At 67.0% G+C, this 22,431-nt stretch carries 19 protein-coding genes; 5 read left to right on the forward strand and 14 right to left on the reverse strand.

Translation table 11 applies throughout. The features are described 5' to 3' along the window. The first annotated feature begins 1 nt into the window (after position 1). The gene (senA, locus tag FG94_RS04845; protein ID WP_081925800.1) at positions 2–1,210 is read left to right on the forward strand and encodes a selenoneine synthase SenA; all 1,209 of its coding nucleotides are present in this window, start codon (positions 2–4) and stop codon (positions 1,208–1,210) included. Positions 1,211–1,225: 15 nt separating this feature from the next. Continuing rightward, the gene (locus tag FG94_RS04850) at positions 1,226–2,788 is read left to right on the forward strand and encodes an FGGY-family carbohydrate kinase (RefSeq protein ID WP_036207818.1); all 1,563 of its coding nucleotides are present in this window, start codon (positions 1,226–1,228) and stop codon (positions 2,786–2,788) included. 10 nt (positions 2,789–2,798) lie between these two features. Here FG94_RS04850 and FG94_RS04855 read toward each other — a convergent pair whose 3' ends face one another. The 4 genes from FG94_RS04855 to FG94_RS04870 all read right to left on the reverse strand — a co-directional run bounded on the left by FG94_RS04855 (position 2,799) and on the right by FG94_RS04870 (position 7,131). Beyond that, the gene (locus tag FG94_RS04855; protein WP_036207819.1) at positions 2,799–4,163 is read right to left on the reverse strand and encodes a diguanylate cyclase; all 1,365 of its coding nucleotides are present in this window, start codon (positions 4,161–4,163) and stop codon (positions 2,799–2,801) included. A 159-nt stretch (positions 4,164–4,322) separates the two neighbouring features. After that, the gene (locus tag FG94_RS04860) at positions 4,323–5,516 is read right to left on the reverse strand and encodes a PLP-dependent aminotransferase family protein (RefSeq protein ID WP_036207820.1); all 1,194 of its coding nucleotides are present in this window, start codon (positions 5,514–5,516) and stop codon (positions 4,323–4,325) included. Between the two features lie 166 nt (positions 5,517–5,682). Further along, positions 5,683–6,144: a RidA family protein gene (locus FG94_RS04865; RefSeq protein ID WP_036207821.1), complete on the reverse strand. Its 462-nt coding sequence runs from the start codon at positions 6,142–6,144 to the stop codon at positions 5,683–5,685. A gap of 66 nt (positions 6,145–6,210) precedes the next feature. Next, positions 6,211–7,131 (reverse strand): DMT family transporter, encoded by a 921-nt coding sequence (locus FG94_RS04870; protein WP_036207825.1) that lies wholly within the window; start codon positions 7,129–7,131, stop codon positions 6,211–6,213. A 113-nt stretch (positions 7,132–7,244) separates the two neighbouring features. On the opposite strand from FG94_RS04870, the gene FG94_RS04875 reads away from it, so the two are divergent. Continuing rightward, positions 7,245–8,666, forward strand: a complete 1,422-nt coding sequence (locus FG94_RS04875; protein ID WP_036207828.1) for a PLP-dependent aminotransferase family protein — start codon at positions 7,245–7,247, stop codon at positions 8,664–8,666. 3 nt (positions 8,667–8,669) lie between these two features. On the opposite strand, the gene FG94_RS04880 is transcribed toward FG94_RS04875, so the two are convergent. From FG94_RS04880 to FG94_RS04925, 10 genes are all read right to left on the reverse strand, one after another. After that, entirely contained in the window at positions 8,670–9,140 is a 471-nt protein-coding gene (locus FG94_RS04880; RefSeq protein WP_036207832.1) for a VOC family protein, read from the reverse strand. Positions 9,141–9,222: 82 nt separating this feature from the next. Beyond that, a complete protein-coding gene (locus FG94_RS04885) occupies positions 9,223–10,422 on the reverse strand; it encodes a Gfo/Idh/MocA family protein (protein WP_373964694.1) in 1,200 nt (399 codons plus the stop codon). After that, positions 10,419–11,474 carry a sugar phosphate isomerase/epimerase gene (locus tag FG94_RS04890; RefSeq protein ID WP_036207835.1) on the reverse strand — a complete coding sequence of 352 codons (1,056 nt, stop codon included), beginning with the start codon at positions 11,472–11,474 and terminating at the stop codon, positions 10,419–10,421. The genes FG94_RS04885 and FG94_RS04890 overlap by 4 nt, the downstream gene beginning before the upstream one ends. Positions 11,475–11,491: 17 nt before the next feature. Then, entirely contained in the window at positions 11,492–12,454 is a 963-nt protein-coding gene (locus FG94_RS04895; protein WP_036207837.1) for a substrate-binding domain-containing protein, read from the reverse strand. 29 nt (positions 12,455–12,483) lie between these two features. After that, on the reverse strand, positions 12,484–13,491 hold the full coding sequence (locus FG94_RS04900) for an ABC transporter permease (RefSeq protein WP_036207840.1): 1,008 nt from the start codon (positions 13,489–13,491) through the stop codon (positions 12,484–12,486). Then, entirely contained in the window at positions 13,460–14,959 is a 1,500-nt protein-coding gene (locus tag FG94_RS04905) for a sugar ABC transporter ATP-binding protein (protein WP_036207843.1), read from the reverse strand. The genes FG94_RS04900 and FG94_RS04905 overlap by 32 nt, the downstream gene beginning before the upstream one ends. Further along, positions 14,956–15,822, reverse strand: a complete 867-nt coding sequence (locus tag FG94_RS04910; RefSeq protein ID WP_051996195.1) for a sugar phosphate isomerase/epimerase — start codon at positions 15,820–15,822, stop codon at positions 14,956–14,958. Before FG94_RS04910 ends, FG94_RS04905 begins: the two co-directional genes overlap by 4 nt. Positions 15,823–15,839: 17 nt before the next feature. Continuing rightward, a complete protein-coding gene (locus FG94_RS04915; protein ID WP_036207845.1) occupies positions 15,840–17,579 on the reverse strand; it encodes a GMC oxidoreductase in 1,740 nt (579 codons plus the stop codon). Positions 17,580–17,596: 17 nt separating this feature from the next. Then, positions 17,597–18,199: a gluconate 2-dehydrogenase subunit 3 family protein gene (locus tag FG94_RS04920; protein ID WP_036207847.1), complete on the reverse strand. Its 603-nt coding sequence runs from the start codon at positions 18,197–18,199 to the stop codon at positions 17,597–17,599. Further along, positions 18,183–19,097, reverse strand: coding sequence for an AraC family transcriptional regulator (locus FG94_RS04925; RefSeq protein ID WP_161783938.1), 915 nt, complete (start codon positions 19,095–19,097; stop codon positions 18,183–18,185). Before FG94_RS04925 ends, FG94_RS04920 begins: the two co-directional genes overlap by 17 nt. A gap of 270 nt (positions 19,098–19,367) precedes the next feature. Here FG94_RS04925 and FG94_RS04930 point away from each other — a divergent pair, with 270 nt between their 5' ends. Then, positions 19,368–20,171, forward strand: coding sequence for a DUF1080 domain-containing protein (locus FG94_RS04930; protein ID WP_036207851.1), 804 nt, complete (start codon positions 19,368–19,370; stop codon positions 20,169–20,171). 135 nt (positions 20,172–20,306) lie between these two features. Beyond that, complete coding sequence (htpG, locus tag FG94_RS04935; protein ID WP_036207852.1) at positions 20,307–22,226, forward strand: molecular chaperone HtpG; 1,920 nt, start codon at positions 20,307–20,309, stop codon at positions 22,224–22,226. Positions 22,227–22,431 lie beyond the last annotated feature (205 nt).

Raw genomic sequence — 22,431 nt, forward strand, 5'->3', positions numbered from 1 at the left:
CATGAACGAACAGCACGCATCCTTCCGTAGCATGGAGCCGCGCGGCCTGGACCAGGCCCTGCAGGATGCGCGGCAGCGCACACTTGCCTTGTTCGATGCGCTGGCCGGCGCCGGCTATCACGAGAGTGCCCGCGTGCCGCGTCTTCCCATCCTCAATCCGCCGCTGTGGGAACTGGGCCATGTCGCCTGGTTCGCCGAATGGTTCGTACTGCGCGAAGCGCGCGGCAGCGCGCCGGGCGAGGCGGGCGGCGATTCGCTGCTGGCGCAGGGCGATGCCTGCTTCGATTCGAACACCGTGCCGCACGACGCGCGCTGGTCGCTCGCGCTGCCCGCGCCGGCCCGGCTCAAGGACTATTGCCATGAAGTGCTGGAGCGGGTTCGCGCGCGCCTGGCGCGCGAGTCCGGCGACGATGCCGCCCTCTATCCTTACCGCCTGGTGCTGGCGCATGAGGACATGCATGGCGAAGCGCTTGCCTATACGCTGCAGACGCTCGGCGCGGCCGCGCCGCGCGACGCCGCCTGCCTGGAGGACGAGGTCGGCCCGGCGCGCGCGCAAGGCGAGATCGCCTTTGCCGGCGGCGTGCTGCTGCTCGGCGGGGAGCAGCGGCGCGGCTTCGTGTTCGACAATGAAAAGCAGGCCTTCGTGTGCCAGGTCGCGCCGTTCGCGATCGATGCCGGGCTGGTCTCCAACGCGGATTACCTCGCCTTCGTGCACGACGGCGGCTACCGGCGTGCCGCCTGCTGGAGCCAGGCCGGATGGAATTGGCTGACGGCGAACCGGCGCACGGCGCCGCGCTACTGGATGCCGGATGGCGCGGGAGGCTGGCTGGAGCAGCGCTTCGGGGCCCCGGTTGCCCTCGATCCCCGTGCGCCGGTGCGTCATGTGAGCCTGCACGAAGCGCAGGCCTACTGCCGCTGGGCCGGACGGCGCCTGCCGCTGGAACAGGAATGGGAGTTCGCGGCGGCATCAAGCTACCCGGCCTTTCAGTGGGGAGGCTTGTGGGAATGGACGGCTTCGCCCTTCCTGCCTTATGCCGGCTTCGGTGCGGATCGCTACCGCGAGTATTCGGCGCCGTATTTCGGCAGCCGCCAGGCCTTGCGCGGCGCGTCGTTCGCGACGCCTGCGCGCCTGCGCTCCCCGCATTTCCGTAATTTCTACCAGCCGGAACGCGACGATATCTTCGCCGGCTTCCGCACCTGCGCGGCATGACACCATACCCTTCCGATGCATGATCCGCTGATCCTCGCCATCGACAATGGCACCCAGAGCGTGCGCGCGCTGCTGTTCGACCTGAAGGGGAATATCGTCGCCAGGTCGCAGGTCCCCTTGCTGGACTACCGCAGCGAGCATCCCGGCTGGGCCGAGCACGACCCGGAGGGGTTCTGGCAGGCGCTGTGCCAGGCCTGCCGGCAGCTCTGGACCCAGCCGGGCGCCGACCGCGCCCGCATCGCCGGCGTGGCGGTGACGACGCAGCGCGGCACCGTCATCAACGTCGACCGCGAGGGAGCAGCGCTGCGGCCCGCCATCACCTGGCTCGACCAGCGCCGTACCGATGTGGTGCCGCCGATCGGGCCCTTGTGGCGCACCGCCTTTCGGCTGGCGCGGGTCCGCGAGACCATCGACTACCTGCGCGGCGAGGCCGAGATCAACTGGATCCACGCGCACCAGCCCGAGCTCTGGCGGGCGACCCACAAGTTCCTGCTGCTGTCGGGCTACCTGAACTGGCGCCTGTGCGGGCGCTTTGCCGATTCCTCCGGTTCGCAGGTGGCCTACCTGCCGTTCGACTACCGGCGCCGCAGGTGGGCCGGGCGGCGCGACTGGAAATGGCAGGCGCTGGCGGTGGAGCCGCGCATGCTGCCCGAGCTGCAGGAGCCGGGCACGCAACTGGGCAGCATCAGCGCGCAGGCAGCGATCGACACCGGCATCCCTGCAGGCCTGCCGCTGCTGGCCGCGGCCGCCGACAAGGCCTGCGAAGTGATCGGGGCCGGCTGCAGCGCGCCCCACGTCGGTTGCCTGAGCTACGGCACCACCGCCACCATCAACACCACCACCACCCGCTACGTGGAGGTGACGCCTTTCGTGCCGCCGTATCCGGCGGCGATTCCCGGCGCCTACAGCACGGAGGTGCAGGTATTCCGAGGCTACTGGATGGTCAACTGGTTCAAGGAGCAGTTCGGCCACCACGAACAGATGCGCGCCCTGCTGGAAGACGTGGCGCCCGAGCGCCTGTTCGACGAGCTGGCCAATGCGGTGCCGCCCGGCTCCATGGGCCTGATGCTGCAGCCCTACTGGACTCCCGGCATCCGGGTGCCGGGGCGCGAGGCCAAGGGCGCCATCATCGGCTTCGGCGACGTGCATACCCGCGCCCACGTCTACCGCGCCATCCTGGAAGGGCTGGCGTACGCGCTGCGCGAAGGGAAGGAGCGCATCGAGCGGCGCTCGGGCACCCGCATCACCGAACTGCGCGTGTCGGGCGGGGGCTCGCAGAGCGACGCCGCGATGCAGCTTACCGCCGACATCTTCGGCCTGCCGGTCTCGCGTCCGCACGTGTACGAGACCTCGGGGCTGGGTGCGGCGATCGACGCCGCCGTTGGGCTGGGTCTGTACCCGGACTTCGCAGCGGCGATCGGGGGCATGACCCGGGTGGGCAGGGTGTTCGAGCCGATCGCGGCCAACCGGGCGGTCTACGACCGGCTGTACCGCGAGGTTTACCTGGGGATGTACCGCCGGCTGCAGCCGATGTACCGCGACATCGCGCGCATCACGGGTTATCCGCGCCAGGTGTGAGCCGGGCGGGCTAGCGCGGCAGCGCCGTCTGCATCGCTTCCCAGGCATAGCCGCCGCCGACGGCGACCACCCGGTTGCGCCCGGCCGCCTTGGCGTCGTACATGGCGTGGTCGGCGGCCAGGAACAGCGAGCGCATGTCGTCGAACTTGGTCGGCACGAAGGTGGCGGCGCCCACGCTGACGGTGACGAAGTCGGAGGTGCTCGAGCGCGGGTTGGGCACGCGCAGGCGCTCGACGTCGGCGCGGATCGAATCGGCCAGCTTGGCCGCGCCGGCATACGGCGTGTCGGGCAAGAGCAGGACGAATTCCTCGCCGCCGTAGCGCGCCGCCAGGTCGGTGGCGCGCAGCGCATGCGCCTGCACCGTGCTGGCCACGGCCTGCAGGCACTGGTCGCCGGCGGCGTGGCCGAGCAGGTCGTTGTACAGCTTGAAGTGGTCGACGTCGAGCACCAGCAGCGACAGCGGCTTGGCATTGCGGATCGCGCGCTGCCATTCGCGTTCGAGGCAGGCATCGAACTGGCGCCGGTTGGCGATGCCGGTGAGCGGGTCGGCCATGGCGGCGCGCTGCAGCGCGGTCTCGGACTGCTTGTGGTGGGCGATGTCGTGCAGCAGGGCGACGTAGAGCTGCTCGCCTTGCGCCATCGGCGACAGGTTCAGGTCCATCGGCCGCAGGCTCCCGTCGGCCTGTACCAACAGCACTTCGCGGGTCCCGCGGCAGCGCTCGAGGATGCCCGGCTCATTGCGCCCGTGGCGGTCGAAATAGGCGGCATAGTCGTTCGCGGCCGGTTCGGCCAGCAGGGCGGCCAGGTGCCGGCCGGCCAGCTCGGCGCCGCTGTAGCCCAGGCAGCGCTCGCTGGCCGGGTTGGCGTACTGGATACGGCCATCCTGGCCGAGCAGCATCAGGCCTTCGTCCATGCCCTCGACGATCATGCGCAGGTGCCTGGCCTGCTGGGTGCTGGACAGGCTGGCGGAGCGGAAGTTGAGCTGGGCACGCACGCGGGCGATGACTTCGGGCAGGCGCAGCGGCTTGGCGATGTAGTCGGCGGCGCCCTGGTCGAAACCGGCCACGATGTCCTCGGTCTCGGAGCAGGCGCTGACAAAAATGACCGGGATGTCGCTGGTGGCCGGGTTGGCCTTCAGGCGGCGGCAGGTTTCCAGGCCGTCCAGGCCGGGCAGCATGACGTCGAGCAGGATCAGGTCGGGCTGGACCCGCTGGGCGAGATCGAGGGCGCGTTCACCGGAAATGGCAACGAAGGTGCGGTAACCCTGGCTGCGCAGCATGTCCTGCAGCAGGCTCAGGCTGGCGGGCGCGTCGTCGACGATCAGGATCGCGGCCTGGCGCGCGGGCACTGCGGACTCGAAAGCAGGGTGGTTCATACGGAGAAATCATACCCCGTTCGTCATCGCTTGCGGCAACATTCGTTGCCACAAAAACACAAACAGGGCTGAAATTTGTCCCGGTGTTGTACCGCTACGACCAGTTATGCAACCGCCAATACATACTGGCGGTTGCGCCTGGTGCATGCTTAATGGTGTTTACAGCATGTCCTTTATCAGCTTGCCGAGGATGGCAATGCCTTCGCGGATGCGCTCCGGCGGCACGGTCACGAAGGACAGGCGCAGTGTGTTGGTAGCCGGCTCGTTCGCGTAGAACGGCGCGCCCGGCACGAAGGCCACGCGGGCGGCCAGCGACTGGTCGAGCAGTTTCATGGCGTCGATGCTCTGCGGCAGGGTCACCCAGATGAACATGCCGCCTTCGGGCTTGGTCCAGGTCACGCTTGCCGGGAAGTGCTCGGCCATCGCGTCCAGCATCACCTGGCACTGGTCGCCGTACAGCTTGCGGATGGTCGGGATGTGCTGGTCCAGGAAGCCGTCCTTGACCACTTCGTGCACCACCATCTGGGTCAGCTGGGCGGTGTGCAGGTCGGCCGCCTGCTTGGCCAGCTCGAGGCGGCGCACCAGCGGCAGCGGGGCGCAGACGTAGCCCAGGCGGATGCCCGGGGTCAGCACCTTTGAGAAGGAACCCATGTAGATGACGCCGTCCGGGTTTATCGCGACCATCTTCGGCGACGGCTCGCCTTTGTAGCTCAGGGTGCCGTAGGGATCATCCTCGATCAGCGGCAGGCCGAGGCGGGCGCAGGTTTCCACCAACGACTGACGACGTTCGATCGACAATGATCGACCGGTCGGGTTCTGGAAGTTCGGCAGTGCGTACAGCAGGCGCGCGCCTTGTGCGATCGCGTCGATCGACGACGGCACCAGGCCGTGTTCGTCGGTCTCGACGGATTTGAATTCGGGACGGTAGACCGAGAAGGCCTGCAGGGCACCCAGGTAGCTCGGGGTCTCGACCAGCACGCGGCTGCCTTCGTCGATCAGGACCTTGCCCAGCAGGTCGAGCGCCTGCTGCGAGCCCGAGGTCATCAGGATCTGTTCAGGCAGGATGCGGCTGCCTTCCGTGGAGAGCGAATTGGCGATCCATTCCCGCAGCGGGCCGTAGCCATCGGTCGGACCGTACTGCAGCGCGACCTTGCCGGTCTCGGACAGTACCTTGTCGTACGCTTCTTTCATGCGCTCGACCGGGAAGGTGGCTGGCGAAGGCAGGCCGCCCGCGAAGGAGATGATCTCCGGACGCTGGGTGATCTTCAGGATTTCGCGGATGAACGAGCTTTGCAGCTGCTGCGCGCGTTCCGAAAACTGCCACTGGATGGGGTTTGGATTCTCGATTTTCATGCTGTTCTCACAGGACTCTCAGGAAGGGACCGCACGGGTAGTGCCGGACCATTATAAGGCACGCGGGTAGGCGGCCTCGGGATGGACCGGGCCGGGTAGGCCCAGCCCGCGATCGGTACTTTAAACAAATGCAACATCGCTTAAACAAATGTTTAAGCGACAAGCTTTACGCAACTTCAGCGATCATCTCGATCTCGACGCAGGTGCCGCGCGGCAGCGAGGCGACGCCGAAGGCCGAACGGGCGTGCTTGCCGGCTTCGCCGAAGACTTCGCCGATCAGTTCCGAGCAGCCGTTGGTGACCAGGTGCTGCTCATTGTATTCCGGGGTCGAGGCAACCAGGCTCATCACCTTGACGATGCGCTTGACGCGGTTCAGGTCGCCGCCGACGGCTTCCTGCAGGGTGCCGATCAGGTCGATGGCGACCGAGCGCGCGGCGGCCTGGCCGTCGGCGGTGGTCTTGTCGCGGCCCAAAATGCCCGCGTTCGGCGAGCCGTCGGCGTTCTTGGCGATGTGGCCCGAGATGAACACGAGGTTGCCGGTCTGCACGTACATGACGTAGGCGGCGGCCGGGGTGGCCGGCGCGGCCAGGGTGATGTTCAGTTCTTTGAGTTTATCGTAGACGGACATGGTTTTTGTGACGTTGCAGTGAAAGAAGCCGATATTGTACGTCCACCCGGCGCCGGGGAGCATGTTTTACTGCTGACGCACCGCCATCCGGCGTCCCGCGAACACGACGGCGGCAACCGCCAGCGCGAACGCGCAGTTGGCCAGGGTCAGCGCCTCGCCCAGCAGCAGGGCGGCGCCCACCAGGCTCATGAAGGGCTGCAGCAGCTGCACCTGGCCGACCCGCGCCACCCCGCCCAGCGCCAGGCCGCGGTACCAGAAGAAGAAACCGATGAACATCGAGATCGCGGTGACGTAGGCAAAGCCGAGCCAGGACGCGGTTCCCACGCCGCCCAGCGCGGGAATCCCATGCCACAGCAGCACCGGGAGCAGGACCGGCGCCGCCAGCACCAGCGCCCAGCAAATGGTTTCCGGCCCGCCCAGGCTGCGCGCCAGGCGGCCGCCTTCGGCATAGCCGACCGCCGCTGCGGCCACGGCGCCGAATACCAGCAGGTCGGCCGGATGCAGGCTGCCGCCGCCCTGGGCCAGGGCGAAGCCCACCACCAGGCTGGAGCCGAGCAGGGCCATGCCCCAGAAGCCGCGTGATGGCCGCTCATGGCCGCGCAGGGCGGCGTACAGCGCCGTCACCAGGGGCAGCACGCCCACCAGCAGGGCGCCGTGCGAGGCAGGTAGGCTGCGCAGGGCGATCGAGGTCAGGAGCGGGAAGCCGACGATGCAGCCGCCCGCCACCAGCGCCAGGGGCAGCAGGGCGGCGCGCGGCGGCAGCGGGGCGCGGCGCCACAGCAGACATCCGGCCGCCAGCAGGGCGGCGCCCAGGGCGCGGCCGAGCGCGACGAACACCGGATCGAGCTGCGCGACCGCCATGCGGGTAAAGGGCATGGTCAGGCTGAACATCGCCACGCCGAGCAGGCCGAGCAGCATGCCCCGGTTCTGGTCAGGGGTATCCGTGCTGCGGATGGCAGCGGCGGCGGGGCAGGCGGCGGTAGGCATGGGACTCCTTCGGAAGATGCTTGCGGCGAGGTGGGCACAGGTCTATGCTAGCGCGGTGGACCAATACAGTCCCAGTACACTTTGCTACTTAATTTCTTCACTGTGATGGTGAAATGACCAATACGCCCGTCTTGAGCCTGGCGCGCGATTCCGGCGAGCCGCTGGCCGACCAGATCGTGCGCCTCGTTGCCGCCCGCATCGACGAGCGCCTGCTGCGCCCCGGCGCGCGCATGCCCTCGATCCGCCAGTTCGCCGCAAGCCACGGCGTGTCGCCCTTCACCGTGGTAACCAGCTACGACCGGCTGGTGGCCCAGGGCTACCTGGACTCACGCCGCGGCGCCGGGTTCTTCGTGCGCGGGCGGGCGCCGGCACCCGCGGGCCCGGCCGACAGGGCGCTGGCGCCGGCAGGGAGCGCCGGCGCCAGCCTCGACGTCGCCTGGCTGATCCGCAACATGTTCCGGCAGTCCCCGCTGCAGCACTCGCCCGGCGCGGGCGTGCTGCCGGCCGACTGGCTCGACGGTCCGGCCGTGGCCAGGGCCCTGGCAAGCTTGAGCCGGCAGAACAGCGCCGCCTTCCTCGGCTATGGCGCGCCGCAGGGCTTCCTGCTGCTGCGCCAGCAGCTGCAGCGCAAGCTGGCCGAGTTCGAGATCGGTGCGCCGCCGGAACAGATCGTCATGACCCTGGGCGTGAGCCAGGCGCTCGACCTGGTGGCGCGCGAGTTCTGCCGGCCGGGCGACACCGTTTTTGTCGACGATCCGGCCTGGTTCCTGATGTTCGGATCGTTTGCCGCCATGGGACTGAACGTGGTCGGCGTGCGCCGCCTTGGCGACGGTCCCGACCTGGAGCAGCTGGCCGAGCTGGCGGCCCGCTACCGGCCTAGCTTGTACGTGATCAACTCGGTGCTGCACAACCCGACCTCGACCTCGCTGTCGGCCGCGAAAGCCTTCCAGGTCCTGCGCCTGGCCGAGCAGCATGGTTTTACGGTGGTGGAGGACGACATCTACGCCGATCTGCATCCCGGGAATGCGACGCGCCTGGCGGCGCTCGACGGCCTGCGCCAAGTGATCTACCTGGGCGGCTTCTCGAAATCGATGGCGCCCAACCTGCGGGTCGGCTTCATCGCGGCATCCAGCGAGCGGGCGCAGCGCCTGGCCGACCGCAAGATGCTGGCCACGCTCACCACCAGCGACATCGGCGAGCGCGTGGTCTACAAGATCCTGTCCGATGGACTCTACCGCAAGCACCTGGACCGGGTGCGCAGCCGCCTGGACGCGGTGCGCCCGAAGGCATTGCGCCAGATCGAGGCGCTCGGCCTGCGCCCCGAACCGGCCCCGGCAAGCGGCATGTTCGTGTGGGTCGATGCCGGCTGCGATACCAACGAACTGGCCGCGCGCGCCATGCGGGAAGACCTGCTGCTGGCGCCGGGCAGCCTGTTCTCACCAAGCCAGCTGCCCTCGACCCGCATGCGCCTGAACGTCGCCGCGCTGCAGGACCCGGCGACCTTCCGCTTCCTCGAACGTGCGTTGACTGGCTGAGACTCAGGCGCCGGGCACCTGCCTGGACATCTCGGCCGCGATTTCCTGCGGCGTCATGTCGCGCAGATGGGTGGCGATCGCCCAGCGGTGGCCGAAGGGATCGACCAGCTGGCCGTAGCGGTCGCCCCAGAACGCATCGCCCAGCGGCATGATGGGCTGGCCGCCGGCGGCCAGCGCCCGTTCCCACACCGCATCGGCGTCGGGAACGTAGAGGTGGATGGAGACCGCCGACCCCGGCGCGGGCATCTGTCCGCTGCTGCAGAATTCGGGGAATTCATCGCACAGCATGAGGATCGAATCGCCGATGCGGATGCTGGCGTGCAGCAGCCTGCCGCCCGGCCCCGGCATGCGATCGAGTTCGACGGCGCCGAAGGCTTGCTGGTAGAACGCGATCGCGTCGACCGCGCCCTTGCAGATCAGGTGCGGGGTGATGCTGTGGAAACCTTCGGGAATCGGACGTGTTGCTTGTGACATGATGTGGACCTCCTGTTCTGGTTGTGGGGTGCTACTGCCACTACGACGAACGGGGAGGTCCGGATTCGACATGCGCCGCCAATTATTTTTTGCCGAGCTCCACCCAGCGCGAACCCGCATCGTGGCTGGCCAGCACGGCGTCGATGAAGCGCAGGCCGGCCACGCCGTCCTCGACCGTGGGCAGGCTGGCGCTCGCCGCCGGCACTGGCTGGCCGGCCTCGATCGCATGGATCTGCGCCGCCGCATCCCGGTACAGCTGGGCAAACGCCTCCAGGTAGCCTTCCGGATGACCGCAGGGCACGCGGGTGGCATGCCCGGCCGCGACGCCGCCCACGCGGCCGCGCGTGAGCCGCTGCGCACAGCCGCCCTGGGGCGTCAGGACGAGCTCGTTCGGGTTCTCCTGGTCGAAAGCGAGGCTGGCCTTGCTGCCGAACACCCGCAGCTTGAGCGCGTTCTCGCAGCCGGTCGCCATCTGGCTCGACCACAGCATGCCGCGCGCGCCGTTCGGGTAGCGCAGCATCACCTGCACGTGGTCGTCCAGGATGCGCTCCGGCGTGAACGAGTGCAGCTCGGCCAGCAGCTCGCTCGGCTGGATGCCGGTCACAAAAGCCGCGAGGTGGAAGGCATGGGTGCCGATGTCGCCGGTGCAGCCGGTCGGGCCGGCGCGGCGCGGATCGTTGTGCCAGTTGGTGGCCTGGAATTCCGGGGACTGGTTGGCGGCTTCGGCCATCCAGTCCTGGGCGTACTCCACGTGCACCAGGCGCAGGTCGCCGATCGCGCCCGAGGCGACCAGTTCGCGCGCGTGGCGCACCATCGGGTAACCGCTGTAGGTGTGGGTGAGGGCGAACACCCGCCCCTTGGCGCGCGCCAGGGCGGCGAGTTCTTCTCCTTCGCCCAGCGAAATGCCGAGCGGCTTGTCGCAGATGACGTGGATGCCGGCTTCCAGGAAGCTTCTCGCCACCGGGGCGTGCAGGTGATTCGGCGTGACGATCGCCACCACGTCGATACCGTCCGGACGTTGGCTTTCCAGCCGCGCCATCTTGCGGTAGTCGCTGTAGCTGCGCGCCGGGTCGAGCCGGATCGCCGCGCCGCTGCGCAAGGCGCGCTCGGCGTCGCTGGAGAGGGCGCCGGCCACGATCTCGTAGCAGTCGTCCAGGCGCGCCGCGATGCGGTGCACGGCGCCGATGAAGGCGCCATCGCCGCCGCCCACCATCCCCAGGCGCAGCCGGCGCGGGGGCAGGCCGTCCTGCTTGTCCGTTTCATTGCGTCCGATCGCACTCATGCTTCGATCCCCATCAGCTGGCGGACGGCAGAGCGGTCGGCGCCGCCGCCTGCGAAATCGTCGAAAGCCCTTTCCGCCACCCGGATGATATGGCGGCGGATGAAATCGGCGCCTTCGCGCGCGCCGTCTTCCGGATGCTTGAGGCAGCACTCCCACTCGAGCACCGCCCAGCCGGCGTAGTCGTACTGCGCCAGTTTCGAGAAGATGGCGGAAAAGTCGATCTGGCCGTCGCCCAGCGAGCGGAAGCGCCCGGCGCGTTCCTGCCATCCGCTGTAGCCGCCATAGACGCCCTGGCGCCCGTTCGGGCGGAATTCGGCGTCCTTGACGTGGAAGGCCTTGATGCGCTCGTGGTAGATGTCGATGAAGGACAGATGATCGAGCTGCTGCAGCACGAAGTGGCTCGGGTCGTACAGGATGTTGGCGCGGCGGTGGCCGCCAACGCCCTCCAGGAAGCGCTCGAAAGTCACGCCGTCGTGCAGGTCTTCGCCCGGATGCAGTTCGTAGCACACGTCCACGCCGGCATCTTCAAAAGCGTCCAGGATCGGCAGCCAGCGCCGCGCCAGTTCGCCGAAGGCTTCCTCGACCAGGCCGGCGGGCCGCTGCGGCCACGGATACAGGTAGGGCCAGGCCAGCGCCCCCGAGAAGCTCGCGTGCGTGTTCAAGCCGAGGCGGCGCGAGGCGCGCGCCGCGTTCTTCATCTGGCCGACCGCCCATTCCTGGCGCGCCCGCGGGTTGCCGCGCACCTGCGGCGCGGCGAAGCCGTCGAACAGGGCGTCGTAGGCCGGGTGCACGGCCACCAGCTGGCCCTGCAGGTGGGTCGACAGCTCGGTGATCGCCAGGCCGTGGGCGCTGAGCACGCCCTGGATCTCGTCGCAGTAGTCCTGGCTCTCGGCGGCGATGTCGAGGTCGAACAGGCGCTTGTCGGTCGGCAGCTGGATGCCCTCGTAGCCCAGGCCGCTGGCCCAGGCGGCCAGGTTGGCCAGGGTGTCGAAGGGCGCCTGCTCGCCCATGAATTGGGCGAGGAAGATCGCCGGTCCCTTGATGGTTTTCATGCTGGTGGCCTGTCGTATCAATAAGGCGAATCGGGGAAATAGAACTGCTTGGCGTTCTCGCGCGTGATCAGGACCGACGGAATGATCGTCCTGCCTGGCAGGGCCTGGCCCTTCAGGCGCGCGTTGGCGGTCATCTTGATGGCGTCGTAGATGAACTTGGGCGAATAGGACACGTCGGCCTGCACCAGCTTGTCGCCGTCCATTACCTTCTTGACCGCGAACTTGGCGCCGGCGCCGCCGAACACTTCCTTGATGTCGCTGCGCTTGGCCTGCTCGATGGCCTTGATGACGCCGATCGCCATGTCGTCGTCGGACGCCCACACGGCGTCGATCTGCTTGAAGCGGGTCAGGTAGTCCTGCATGACCTTGAAGGCGTCGTCGCGGTTCCAGTTGCCGTACTTGGCATCGAGTACCTTGATGCCCGGGTGCTTCCCGATCTCGGCCTGGAAGGCCTTGACGCGCTCGTTGTCGATGGTGCTCGGCATGCCGCGCAGGACCACGATATTGCCCTTGCCGTTCATGCGCTTAGCCAGGTACTCGGCCGGCAGCCTGCCGAAGGCCGTGTTGTCGCCGGCGACATAGGCATGCTGGGCCGCCGGGTTGGTCAGGCCGCGGTCGACCACGGTCACGTAGACGCCCTTGTTCTTGACCTGTGCCACCGGCTGGGTCAGCGAAGCCGATTCCAGCGGCAGGATCACCAGCGCGTTCATCTTGTTCACCACCAAGAGGTCCTGCACCTGGTTGGCCTGCTCGGGCGTGCTGCCGGCGGTCTTGACGATGATCTTCAAGCCAGGGTTGGCCGCTTCCAGCTCGCGCTTGGCCTGGTTGGCCCACCAGACGATGCCGCCGGTGAAGCCATGGGTGGCGGTGGGGATGGCCACGCCGATGGTGAGCTTGTCGGCGGCGAACGCCTGGCCGCTGCCGAGCGCCAGCAGGCAGGCCGCGGCCAGTTTGCCGAATTGTCGTTTGGATGGACGCATGAAGATTCCTTTTCTAATGGATAGACGGTTCAGCGGCGACCGCGCTGCAAATAAGCCACGGCGATGATCACCACGCCCTGCACGGCAGGGTTCAGGTGCACGCTGATGATGCTGGTGAGGTTCAGGATGTTGCCGATCACGGACAGCAGGATGGCGCCGATCACGGTGCCCATGACCCGACCCGAGCCGCCCCTGAGCGAGGTGCCGCCCACGACCACCGCGGCGATGGCTTCCAGCTCCCACAGGATGCCGGTAGTGGGCGTGGCCGAACCCAGGCGCGGCACGTACAGGATGGTGGCGATCGCCACGCACACGCCCAGCAGCAGGTACGTCAGCACCTTGACGCGGTCGACGCGGATCGCGGCATAGCGCGCCACCTGTTCGCTGGAACCGATCGCCTGCACGTGCTGGCCGTAGGCGGTGCGGTTCAGGATCAGGGCGCCCAGCAGGGCCACCAGGGCGAACACCCATACCGGCACCGGCACGCCCAGCAGGCTGTGGTAGTAGACCGGGCTGTAGGTCTCGGACAAGGTGAAATCGAGCGTCAGGGCGCCGCCGTCCGACAGCCAGGTCAGCACGGCGCGGAACACGCCGAGGGTGCCGAGCGTGACGATGAAGGCTTCGATGCGGCCGCGTGCGATCAGGAAGCCGTGCAGGATGCCGAACACCGCGCCGAAGGCGAGCGCCAGCCCGATGCCGAGCAGGACGATGGCGACGGCGCCGGGCGGATTCGCGCCGCTTGCCAGCGCGTTCATCGCCACGATCATGACGCCCGCGATCAGCGCCGCCATCGAGCCGACCGACAGGTCGATGCCGCCGGAGACGACCACGAAGGTCATGCCGACCGCGATGATGCCGATGAAGGCCGTGCGGGTCAGCACGTTCATCAGGTTGTCGAAGGTGGCGAAATCGGGATTGAGCAGGCCGCCCGCGATACAGAGCAGGATCAGGGCCAGCGCCGGGCCGAGGCCCTTCAGGCGCGGCAGGGCAGGCAGGAGGGAGGGCCTAGTGGCGGGTGTGTTGGGTGTCGGTTGCATGGGAAATGATGTTTTCTTCACTGAGTTGGTCGGGGCCGAGCACGGCCTGCAGGCGCCCGCCGTGCAGCACCGCCACCCGGTGCGACAGGCCGATCAGCTCGATCAGTTCGGACGAGATGACGATCACCGCGCGGCCCTCGCCGGCCAGGCGGTGGACCAGCGCATAGATGTCGCGCTTGGCGCCCACGTCCACGCCGCGGGTCGGCTCGTCGAGCACGATCACGCGCGGGTTCGAATGCAGGTACTTGGCCAGCGCCAGCTTCTGCTGGTTGCCGCCCGAGAGCGAGCGCGCCACGCAATCCGGGTCGCGCAGGCGGATGCCGAAGTCCGCGATGGCCCGCTCGAGCGCCGCGCGGCCAGCCTTCAGGTCGACCCAGGGCCTGGCGTCGCGCTCCAGCGTCATCATGGTGAGGTTCTCGCGCAGGCCGAGGTCGAGGTGCAGGCCCTTGCCCTTGCGGTCTTCGCTCAGGTAGGTCAGGCCTTGCCGCATGGCCTCGCGCGGGCTGCGGATGTCGACCGCCTGCCCACCTATCTCGATCCTGCCGCTGTGGCGCGGGCGCAGGCCGAGGATGGCCTCGAAGGCTTCGGTGCGGCCGGCGCCGACCAGGCCGGCGAAGCCCAGGATCTCGCCGGCGCGCACCTCGAAGCTGAGGTTCTCGACCCAGCCTGGCACCTTAAGGCCGGACACGCGCAGCAGTACCGGCGCGTCGTCGAGCGCAGGCTGCTTGGGCGGGAACATGTCCGACACGTCGCGTCCGACCATCAGGTTGGCCATCTGCCGGCGGTTCACGTCGCAGGTAGCGGCGCGCGTGACGAACTTCCCGTCGCGCATGACGACCACCTCGTCGGTGTGCGCTTCCATCTCGTCGAGCTTGTGCGAGATGTAGACGATGGTGACGCCTTCGGCCTTCAGGCGCGCCATCAGGTCGAAGAGTTTTTTCGTCTCGCCCGCCGACAGGCTGGCGGTGGGCTCGTCCATGATCAGGAGGCGCGCCTTGCGCGACAGGGCCTTGGCGATCTCGACCAGCTGCTTTTCGGCGACGATCAGCTCGGACACGCGGGTGTCCGGGTCGCGGTCCAGGCCGACCTGCTCGAGGCAGGCAGCAGCCTCGACCGCCATGGCGCGCCGGTCGAGCAGGCCGTTGCGGGTCTTCTCATGGCCCAGGAAGATGTTCTGGGCGATCGTGAGGTGCTCGGCCAGGTTGAATTCCTGGTGGATCAGGGCGATGCCCAGCTCCTCGGCGTCGCGCGCGCTGTCGAATTGGCGCTCGACGCCGTCGACCAGCAGCTGGCCGCTGGTAGGACGCTCGTAGCCGGCCAGGATCTTCATCAGGGTCGATTTGCCGGCGCCGTTTTCCCCCAGCAGGCCCACCACGCGCCCCGGTTCCAGCGCGAAGTCGACCCCGTGCAGGACTGCTACCTTGCCGAATTCCTTGACGATGTGGCTGAAACGGACGGACAGGCTCATTTGGGCGGCATCTTCGCGAGCACGGCCTTCAATCCTTTCAGGGAGGCGGCCACCGTGTCGAGCTGGCCCATGCCGTTCGGGTATTCCTCCTGCTCGACGATGATCCATTGGGTAGCCCCGACCTCGCGCAGGGCGCGCGTCAGGCCCGCCCAGTCGGTCCTGTCCTGGCCGATGATCGGCGTGCCGCTGGTGCCCGGTGCGAACTTGGCCTTGTAGTGGGTGCTCACGGTGCGGCCCGGGTACTTGTAGACGTAGGCCACCGGGTCCTTGCCGACGTGCGTGGTCCAGCCCACGTCCTGCTGCATGATCGACGCCTTCGGCGTGTTCCGGGCGATCACGTCCCAGGGCGTGCTGCCGACCTCACCCGCCATTTCCTGGGCGTGGTTGTGGTAGCCGATGCGCATGCCCTTGGGCGCCAGCTTGCCGGATAAGGCGCTGAGCTCCTTGCTCATCGCGGTGCTGCCTTCGACACTGGCGCCGCGCGCATCCATCGGGATCACCAGGTTGGCGCAGCCGAGCGTCTTGTAGAAGGCGGTGGTGGCTTCGAAGCGCGCGTCCGCCAGCTGGTCGAAGCCCACGTGGGCGCCGGCGCACTGCAGCTTGTTTTTGTCCAGGAAGGATCTCAAGGCGGCCGGGTTCGACTTGTAGGGACCGAATTCGCCGGCGAACTCCACGCCCTGGAAGCCGAGCCCGGCGATCTTCGTGAGCGTGCCTTCGAAGTCCTGCTTGATCTCGTCCTTGACGGACCATAGCTGCACGCCGATGCGGGGCGACGCCTCCGCGACACCCGCGGCGGCCAGGGCCTGGGAAGCTGCGCCGAAAGTGGCGGCCAAAAGGACGTACAGCATCGTTTGCTTGTTCATTCTGTCTCCGTTCTTGTTCAGATTTTCCCGGCTTTCAGCTGGTCCACCGCGTAGGCGCAGGCGCGCGCGGTCAGCGCCATGAAGGTCAGCGAAGGGTTCTGCCAGGCGCAGGACGCCAGCGAGGAACCGTCGGTGACGAACAAATTCGGCACGTCGTGCGCCTGATTGAAGCCGTTGAGCACCGAGGTCTTCGGGTCGCGGCCCATGCGCGCCGTGCCCACCTCGTGGATCGCCAGGCCGGGCGGGTATTCGGCTTCCGTCAGCATGCGCTTCTTCACGTCCTTGACGCCGAGATCCTCGAGGATGTTGGCGGCGGTATCGGCCATGTCCTCGCGCATCTTGCGGTCGTTCTCGCCGTGGGTGATGTCGATGTGCAGCAGCGGGATGCCCCATTTGTCCTTCCTGGTCGGGTGCAGGCTGACCATGTTCTCGAAGCGCGGCAGCATTTCACCCTGGCCCCCCAGGCTGAAGTGCCAGGGGCCCGGCTTTCTCAGCATGGCCTTGAAGTCCTTGCCGAAGCCGGGCTTCCACGCCGCCGATTGCCAGCCGTCGCGCGCGGCGCCGCCCGCCAGCGCATAGCCGCGCAGGAAGGAAGGGTGCTGGTCGACCACGTTGCGGAAACGCGGGATGTAGGGGGCGGTGGGCCGGCGGCCCCGGTAGTAGTCGTTCTCGAAGCCCTCGACCCGGCCGCTGGCGCCGGCGGCCCACAGGTGGTCCATCAGGTAGTGGCCGAGCACGCCGGACGAGTTGGCCAGTCCGGTGGGGAAGGCGCTGGAGGTCGAGTTCAACAGGATCGCGGTGGAGGCCAGGGTCGAGGCGCACAGGATGACCACCTTGGCGTGGAACTCGCGCGTCTCCATGGTGTCGGCATCGATCACCCGCACCCCGGTGGCGCGGTTGGTCTTGGCGTCGTAGATTACGCTGTGCACGATGGCGTTGGTGGCGATGCGCAGGCGGCCGGTCTTGAGCGCCGCCGGCAGGGTCGAGCTCTGGGTCGAGAAGTAGGCCCCGAAGGAGCAGCCGCGGTGGCACTGGCTGCGCGCCTGGCAAGGGGCGCGGCCCTGGGCCAGGTGCTCGTCGCTGGCCTTGTTCAGGTTCGCGGTGCGGCCGATGATCATGCGCGCCGGCGCATACATGGCGTCGAACTTCTTTTTCAGCGCCGCTTCGACCGTGTTGAACTCGAAGGGCGGCAGGAATTCGCCGTCCGGCAGCACCGCCAGGCCTTCCTTGCTGCCGCTGATGCCCACGAAGCGCTCGACGTGGCTGTACCAGGGCGCCAGGTCGGCGTAGCGGATCGGCCAGTCGGTGCCGTGGCCGTCCTTCAGGTTGGCGCCGAAGTCCAGGTCGCTCCAGCGGTAGGACTGGCGCGCCCACATCAGCGACTTGCCGCCCAGCTGGTTGCCGCGGATCCAGCTGAACGGACGGCCCGCGGGTGTCGAATAGGGCATGTCGCGGTCGTTGTTGAAGAACTGCTTGGTGTGCTCGTCGAAGGCGTAGCACTGCTTCTGGACCGGGTACTGCTCGTCGGCCACCGTGGCGTCGACCCGGCCGCGGTTGGGCATGGTCCACGGGTCCTTGTTTTCGCCGATGTAATCGATGCCATGCTCGACCGGACGGCCGCGCTCGACCATCAGGGTGCTGAGTCCGCGTTCGGTCAGTTCCTTGGCGGCCCAGCCGCCGGTGATGCCCGAGCCGACGACGATCGCGTCGAACTGTTCCGGGCTGCTTTTGATGTAGAAGGAGGAGACGGGTTCCATGGGGCCAGGTGTCGGGTTTATTGGATCGCCCAGCCGCGGCTGGATCGGGTGAGCTTGTAGTTGCCCTGGAAGCCGCCGGGGATCGGCAGGTAGGCCAGCTCGCGCGTGGCGCCGGCTTCCGAGGTGTAGTAGGCAAAAGCGACGTAGCCCTTCAGTTGGCGGAAGAAGCCCTGGTCTTCGCCCTCGAAGGGCGCGCTGCCCGCGTCGAGCGCGCGCAGCAGCGCCACCTGGCGCGCCGCCGGCAGGGCCTTGAACCGCTTGCCGCCCTGCGCCTGCGCCACCGCCTCGATACGGGCCAGCCCGGCCTTGAAGCGCGCCTGCTCGGGCGCAAGGGCGCACACCTTGAGCAGGTGGTCGATGGTGCGGTGCGCGCCAACATCCATGGCGCCGGGAGTGTCGGTCCTGGGGATGATCAGCTCGGCCAGCACGCCGGTCAGCAGCAGCTCGTCGCGCGTGAGCAGCACCGGCTCGTAGGCGGGGCCCTTGCCGGCTGCCGCCACGGCGGCGAGCACGTCGCCGCTGGACGCGAGGGCGGACAAGCCGGTGACGCCACACAGGGCGCCCAGCCGCAGCAGGGCCGAGCGCCTTTGCCGGGCGCGAGGATCAAGAGGCTTCAACATGGTTTCCTTTTCGGTGAAAAGATGGGGCATTCCCGGCCCGTCCGGCCGCCAGCGCCAGCTGGTACTGCTTGGGCGTGATTCCGACGATGCTGCGGAACTGCTTGGTGAAGTAGCTCTGCCCGCCGAAGCCGGTCGCCAGCGCGACCCGGGCGATGCTGTTGGCGCCGGGGAGCAGGCGGCAGGCTTCATGGACCTTCATGTGCAGCACGTACTGCTTGGGCGTGAGCGAGAAGTGCTCCTTGAACTTGCGCTCGAAGGTCGACAGCGACATGCAGGACAGCTTGGCGAGGTGGTCGATGCTGATGTTCTCGGCCAGGTGTTCCTGCACGTACTCGATGCATGCCTTGAATTCGTGGAAGGGCGCGATCGTGTCCTGCGAGCGGCGGGCGTCGCGCGAAAAGCCTTCGATGCCGACGATCGCCCCCTCGCGGTTGCGGATCGGGGCCTTGGTCGTGAACAGCCAGGTCAGTTCGCCGTTGCCGCCGTCGATCACTTCCAGCTTGTTCTTGACGGTGACGCCGGTCTCCATCACGGCCAGGTCGTCGGCGCGGATGCGGTCGGCGATGTCGCGCCGGAAGAAGTCGTGGTCGGTCTTGCCGAGGATGTCCTTGACGTCCGCCAGCGCGTGCTGTTCCTGCAGCAGGCGGTTGCCCCAGACGAACTGGCCGGCCCGGTTCTTGGCGAAGCAATAGGTATCGGAAAGCGTGTCGAACAGGGTGCTCGGGGTCGAGATGCCGTTCGCGGCGAAGAAGCCGGCACATTCTTCCCGTGCGGCGGAGGCGCAGGGCCTGGCCACGGAGGCGGGACGCCGGGCGCGCTGGCCCTCCTTGCGCTCGCCGGGCTCGCTGCCCGAGCCCATGGCAATGACCATGCCCATGCCAACGACAATTGTGCTCATCCTGCCTGTCTCCGCTTTTGTGATCAGCCATGTGCGCGCTAACACCATCGGCACGCCTGGCTGTTTATATGGGAAATACTAGCACTCGGAAATGTTTAAGAGTGTCAATAAATCGGAAAAATTTATAAGGAATTCGGCAAGATGGGTTTTTGTGGTAGCGCTAACACACATGACCATGCTAGATTCACTTCGCCCGTACGGACGGGCTGCCCGCGGCGCCGCAAGGCTGTTTCAGGCCAGGCGCATATTTATAAGAGAAGGAGACTGTCGATGACCCGCTATTCCCTTGCCAGAGCCGGCCTGCTGGCCGCCGCCCTGGCCCTGTGCGCGCCGCTGCAGGCTGCCGAGGCCGGATGGACCTCGCTGTTCAACGGCCGCGACCTGTCCGGGTGGACGACCTGGATCAGCATGCAGCCGACTTCGCCGAACATGAAGGCGCCGACCTCGATCCGCGGCCTCGACAAGGATCCGCGCAAGGTGTTCTCGGTGGTCGACGGCATGCTGCGCGTGTCGGGCGAGGAGTGGGGCGCCATCAGCACGGTCGGCGAATACGAGAATTTCCACCTCAAGCTCGAGTTCAAGTGGGGCAGCAAGAAGTGGGCGCCGCGCCTCGACCTGCCGCGCGACAGCGGGCTGCTGTACTACGCGGTCGGGCCGGAAGGCGCGGAAAGCGGCCACTGGATGCGCAGCCACGAAGCCCAGATCCAGGAAGGCGATACCGGCGACTACCACAGCCTGGACGGCGTCACCGTCGATGCGCACGTGGGCGACGCCAACGAGGGCGACTGGAAGTTCTACCGCTACGAGCCCTCGCTGCCGCTGCGCACCGGCCTGAGGGCGCGCATCCTCAAGATGGGCAACCCCGAGAAGCCGCTTGGGGAGTGGAACACGCTGGAGGTGATCGCCGACGGCAAGACCCTGGTCCACATCGTCAACGGCGTCGAGGTACTGCGTGCCGAGAATCCGCGCCAGAACGTGGCCGGCAAGATGCTGCCGCACACGCGCGGGAAGTTTTCGTTGCAGTCGGAAGGCGCGGAGACCTTCTACCGCAATATCCAGGTCAGGCCGCTATAAGCCAGGCGTGTGGATGGGTTAAGATAATTGCAACATTGCTGCAATGGCGGGGTCTTGAAATCCTTGTTGATGTCCCTATATTGCAGCAGTCCGTTTATTTTTAACCCTTTATTAGACCCACCCACGAGGAACAAGATGGCAGTTGCCGAAAAAGAAACCCTTGGCTTCCAGGCAGAAGTAAAACAGCTGTTGCAGCTCATGATTCACTCCTTGTATTCGAACAAGGAGATCTTCCTGCGCGAACTGATCTCGAACGCATCCGACGCGGCCGACAAGCTGCGCTTCGAGGCGATCAACAACGACGCCCTGTACGGCAACGACCACGAGCTGAAAATCAAGGTCAGCTTCGACAAGGACGCGCGCACCATCACGATTTCGGACAACGGCATCGGCATGAGCCGTGACGAAGTCATCTCGCACCTGGGCACCATCGCCAAGTCGGGCACCAAGGAATTCTTCAGCAAGCTGTCGGGCGACCAGCAGCAGGACGCGGCCCTGATCGGCCAGTTCGGCGTCGGCTTCTACTCGGCCTTCATCGTGGCCGACCGCGTCATCGTCAACACCCGCCGCGCCGGCGCGTTTGCTTCGGACGGCGTGCGCTGGGAGTCGACCGGCGAGGGCGACTACAGCGTCGAGCAGATCGAGAAGCCGGGCCGCGGCACCGACGTGATCCTGCACCTGCGCGCCGGCGAGGAAGAGCTGCTCTCCAGCTGGAAGCTGAAGTCGATCATCCGCAAGTACTCGGACCACATCTCGCTGCCGATCGTGATGCAGAAGGAAGAGTGGGACGAGGAGAAGAAGCAGACCGTCCTGAAGGACGAGTTCGAGACCGTCAACCAGGCCAGCGCGCTGTGGGCGCGCTCGAAGAGCGACATCACCGAAGAACAGTACAACGAGTTCTACAAGCACGTCTCGCACGACTTCCAGGACCCGCTGGCATACACCCACAACCGCGTCGAAGGCCGCAGCGAGTACACCCAGCTGCTGTACGTCCCGGGCCACGCTCCGTTCGACCTGTGGGACCGCAACAAGCGCGCCGGCATCAAGCTGTACGTCAAGCGCGTGTTCATCATGGACGACGCCGAGCAGCTGATGCCGACCTACCTGCGCTTCATCAAGGGCGTGATCGACTCGAGTGACCTGCCGCTGAACGTCTCGCGCGAGATCCTGCAGGAGTCGCGCGACGTGCGCGTGATCCGCGAAGGCTCGACCAAGCGCGTGCTGGGCATGCTGGAAGAGATGGCGAATTCGGAAGAGCAGGCCGGCAAGGATAAATACGCCACCTTCTGGAAGGAATTCGGCCAGGTGCTCAAGGAAGGCATCGGCGAGGACGCAACCAACAAGGACCGCATCGCCAAGCTGCTGCGCTTCGCTTCCACCGCCGGCGAGTCCGACGCCCAGGACGTCTCCTTCGCCGACTACATTGGTCGCATGAAGGAAGGCCAGGACAAGATCTACTACGTCACCGCCGACAACTACAGCGCCGCGAAGAACAGCCCGCACCTGGAAATCTTCCGCAAGAAGGGCGTCGAAGTGCTCCTGATGACGGACCGCGTCGACGAGTGGATGCTGTCCTTCCTCAGCGAGTTCGAAGGCAAGGAACTGGTGTCGGTCGCCAAGGGCGGCCTGGACCTGGGGGCGCTGGAAGACGAGGCCGAGAAGAAGGAACACGCCGAGACCGAAGCCGGCTACAAGGAACTGGTCGAGCAGATGAAGGGTGCGCTTGGCGACAAGGCCAAGGACGTGCGCGTGACCTTCCGCCTGACCGATTCCCCGGCCTGCCTGGTCGCGGACGAAAACGAGCTGTCGGGTAACCTGCTGCGCATGCTGAAGGCGGCCGGCCAGAACGCGCCGGAATCGAAGCCGATCCTCGAGATCAACCCGAACCACCCGCTGGTGACGCGCCTGAAGTACGAAGACGCGAGCGGCCCGCGCTTCGCCGACTGGTCGCACATCCTGTTCGACCAGGCCATGCTGGCCGAAGGCGGCAGCCTGAGCGATCCGGCCTCGTTCGTGAAACGCCTGAACGAGATGCTGCTGGCGACGGCGAAGTAAGCGTCTTTATCAGCTGCACACCGAACCGGGGCCTCGTGCCCCGGTTTTTCGTTGGCGCGTCCGGATTTTCGTAGGGTGTGTAAAGGCAAAGTTGAAATGTCCGCTTCTGGCAAAGTTGAAATGTCTGCTTTTTTGCCCGGGTTAGCGGGAGCTGGCGCGCTTTTGAGCGGACATCTTCTTGGCTGCCATGACGCCGGTTGACACC

It is taken from the genome of Massilia sp. LC238 (genome assembly GCF_000735635.1).
In the GTDB taxonomy this organism is placed as follows: Bacteria; Pseudomonadota; Gammaproteobacteria; order Burkholderiales; family Burkholderiaceae_D; genus Telluria; species Telluria varians.

Bases quoted from the DNA above. Each gene is read 5' to 3' on its own strand.
- FG94_RS04855 (WP_036207819.1), bottom strand. From the start codon at position 4,163: ATGAACCACCCTGCTTTCGAGTCCGCAGTGCCCGCGCGCCAGGCCGCG.
- FG94_RS04920 (WP_036207847.1), bottom strand. From the start codon at position 18,199: ATGTTGAAGCCTCTTGATCCTCGCGCCCGGCAAAGGCGCTCGGCCCTG.
- senA (WP_081925800.1), top strand. From the start codon at position 2: ATGAACGAACAGCACGCATCCTTCCGTAGCATGGAGCCGCGCGGCCTG.
- FG94_RS04865 (WP_036207821.1), bottom strand. From the start codon at position 6,144: ATGTCCGTCTACGATAAACTCAAAGAACTGAACATCACCCTGGCCGCG.
- FG94_RS04915 (WP_036207845.1), bottom strand. From the start codon at position 17,579: ATGGAACCCGTCTCCTCCTTCTACATCAAAAGCAGCCCGGAACAGTTC.
- FG94_RS04890 (WP_036207835.1), bottom strand. From the start codon at position 11,474: ATGAAAACCATCAAGGGACCGGCGATCTTCCTCGCCCAATTCATGGGC.
- FG94_RS04880 (WP_036207832.1), bottom strand. From the start codon at position 9,140: ATGTCACAAGCAACACGTCCGATTCCCGAAGGTTTCCACAGCATCACC.
- FG94_RS04900 (WP_036207840.1), bottom strand. From the start codon at position 13,491: ATGCAACCGACACCCAACACACCCGCCACTAGGCCCTCCCTCCTGCCT.
- FG94_RS04875 (WP_036207828.1), top strand. From the start codon at position 7,245: ATGACCAATACGCCCGTCTTGAGCCTGGCGCGCGATTCCGGCGAGCCG.
- FG94_RS04905 (WP_036207843.1), bottom strand. From the start codon at position 14,959: ATGAGCCTGTCCGTCCGTTTCAGCCACATCGTCAAGGAATTCGGCAAG.
- FG94_RS04930 (WP_036207851.1), top strand. From the start codon at position 19,368: ATGACCCGCTATTCCCTTGCCAGAGCCGGCCTGCTGGCCGCCGCCCTG.
- FG94_RS04925 (WP_161783938.1), bottom strand. From the start codon at position 19,097: ATGAGCACAATTGTCGTTGGCATGGGCATGGTCATTGCCATGGGCTCG.
- htpG (WP_036207852.1), top strand. From the start codon at position 20,307: ATGGCAGTTGCCGAAAAAGAAACCCTTGGCTTCCAGGCAGAAGTAAAA.
- FG94_RS04850 (WP_036207818.1), top strand. From the start codon at position 1,226: ATGCATGATCCGCTGATCCTCGCCATCGACAATGGCACCCAGAGCGTG.
- FG94_RS04910 (WP_051996195.1), bottom strand. From the start codon at position 15,822: ATGAACAAGCAAACGATGCTGTACGTCCTTTTGGCCGCCACTTTCGGC.
- FG94_RS04870 (WP_036207825.1), bottom strand. From the start codon at position 7,131: ATGCCTACCGCCGCCTGCCCCGCCGCCGCTGCCATCCGCAGCACGGAT.
- FG94_RS04895 (WP_036207837.1), bottom strand. From the start codon at position 12,454: ATGCGTCCATCCAAACGACAATTCGGCAAACTGGCCGCGGCCTGCCTG.
- FG94_RS04860 (WP_036207820.1), bottom strand. From the start codon at position 5,516: ATGAAAATCGAGAATCCAAACCCCATCCAGTGGCAGTTTTCGGAACGC.
- FG94_RS04885 (WP_373964694.1), bottom strand. From the start codon at position 10,422: ATGAGTGCGATCGGACGCAATGAAACGGACAAGCAGGACGGCCTGCCC.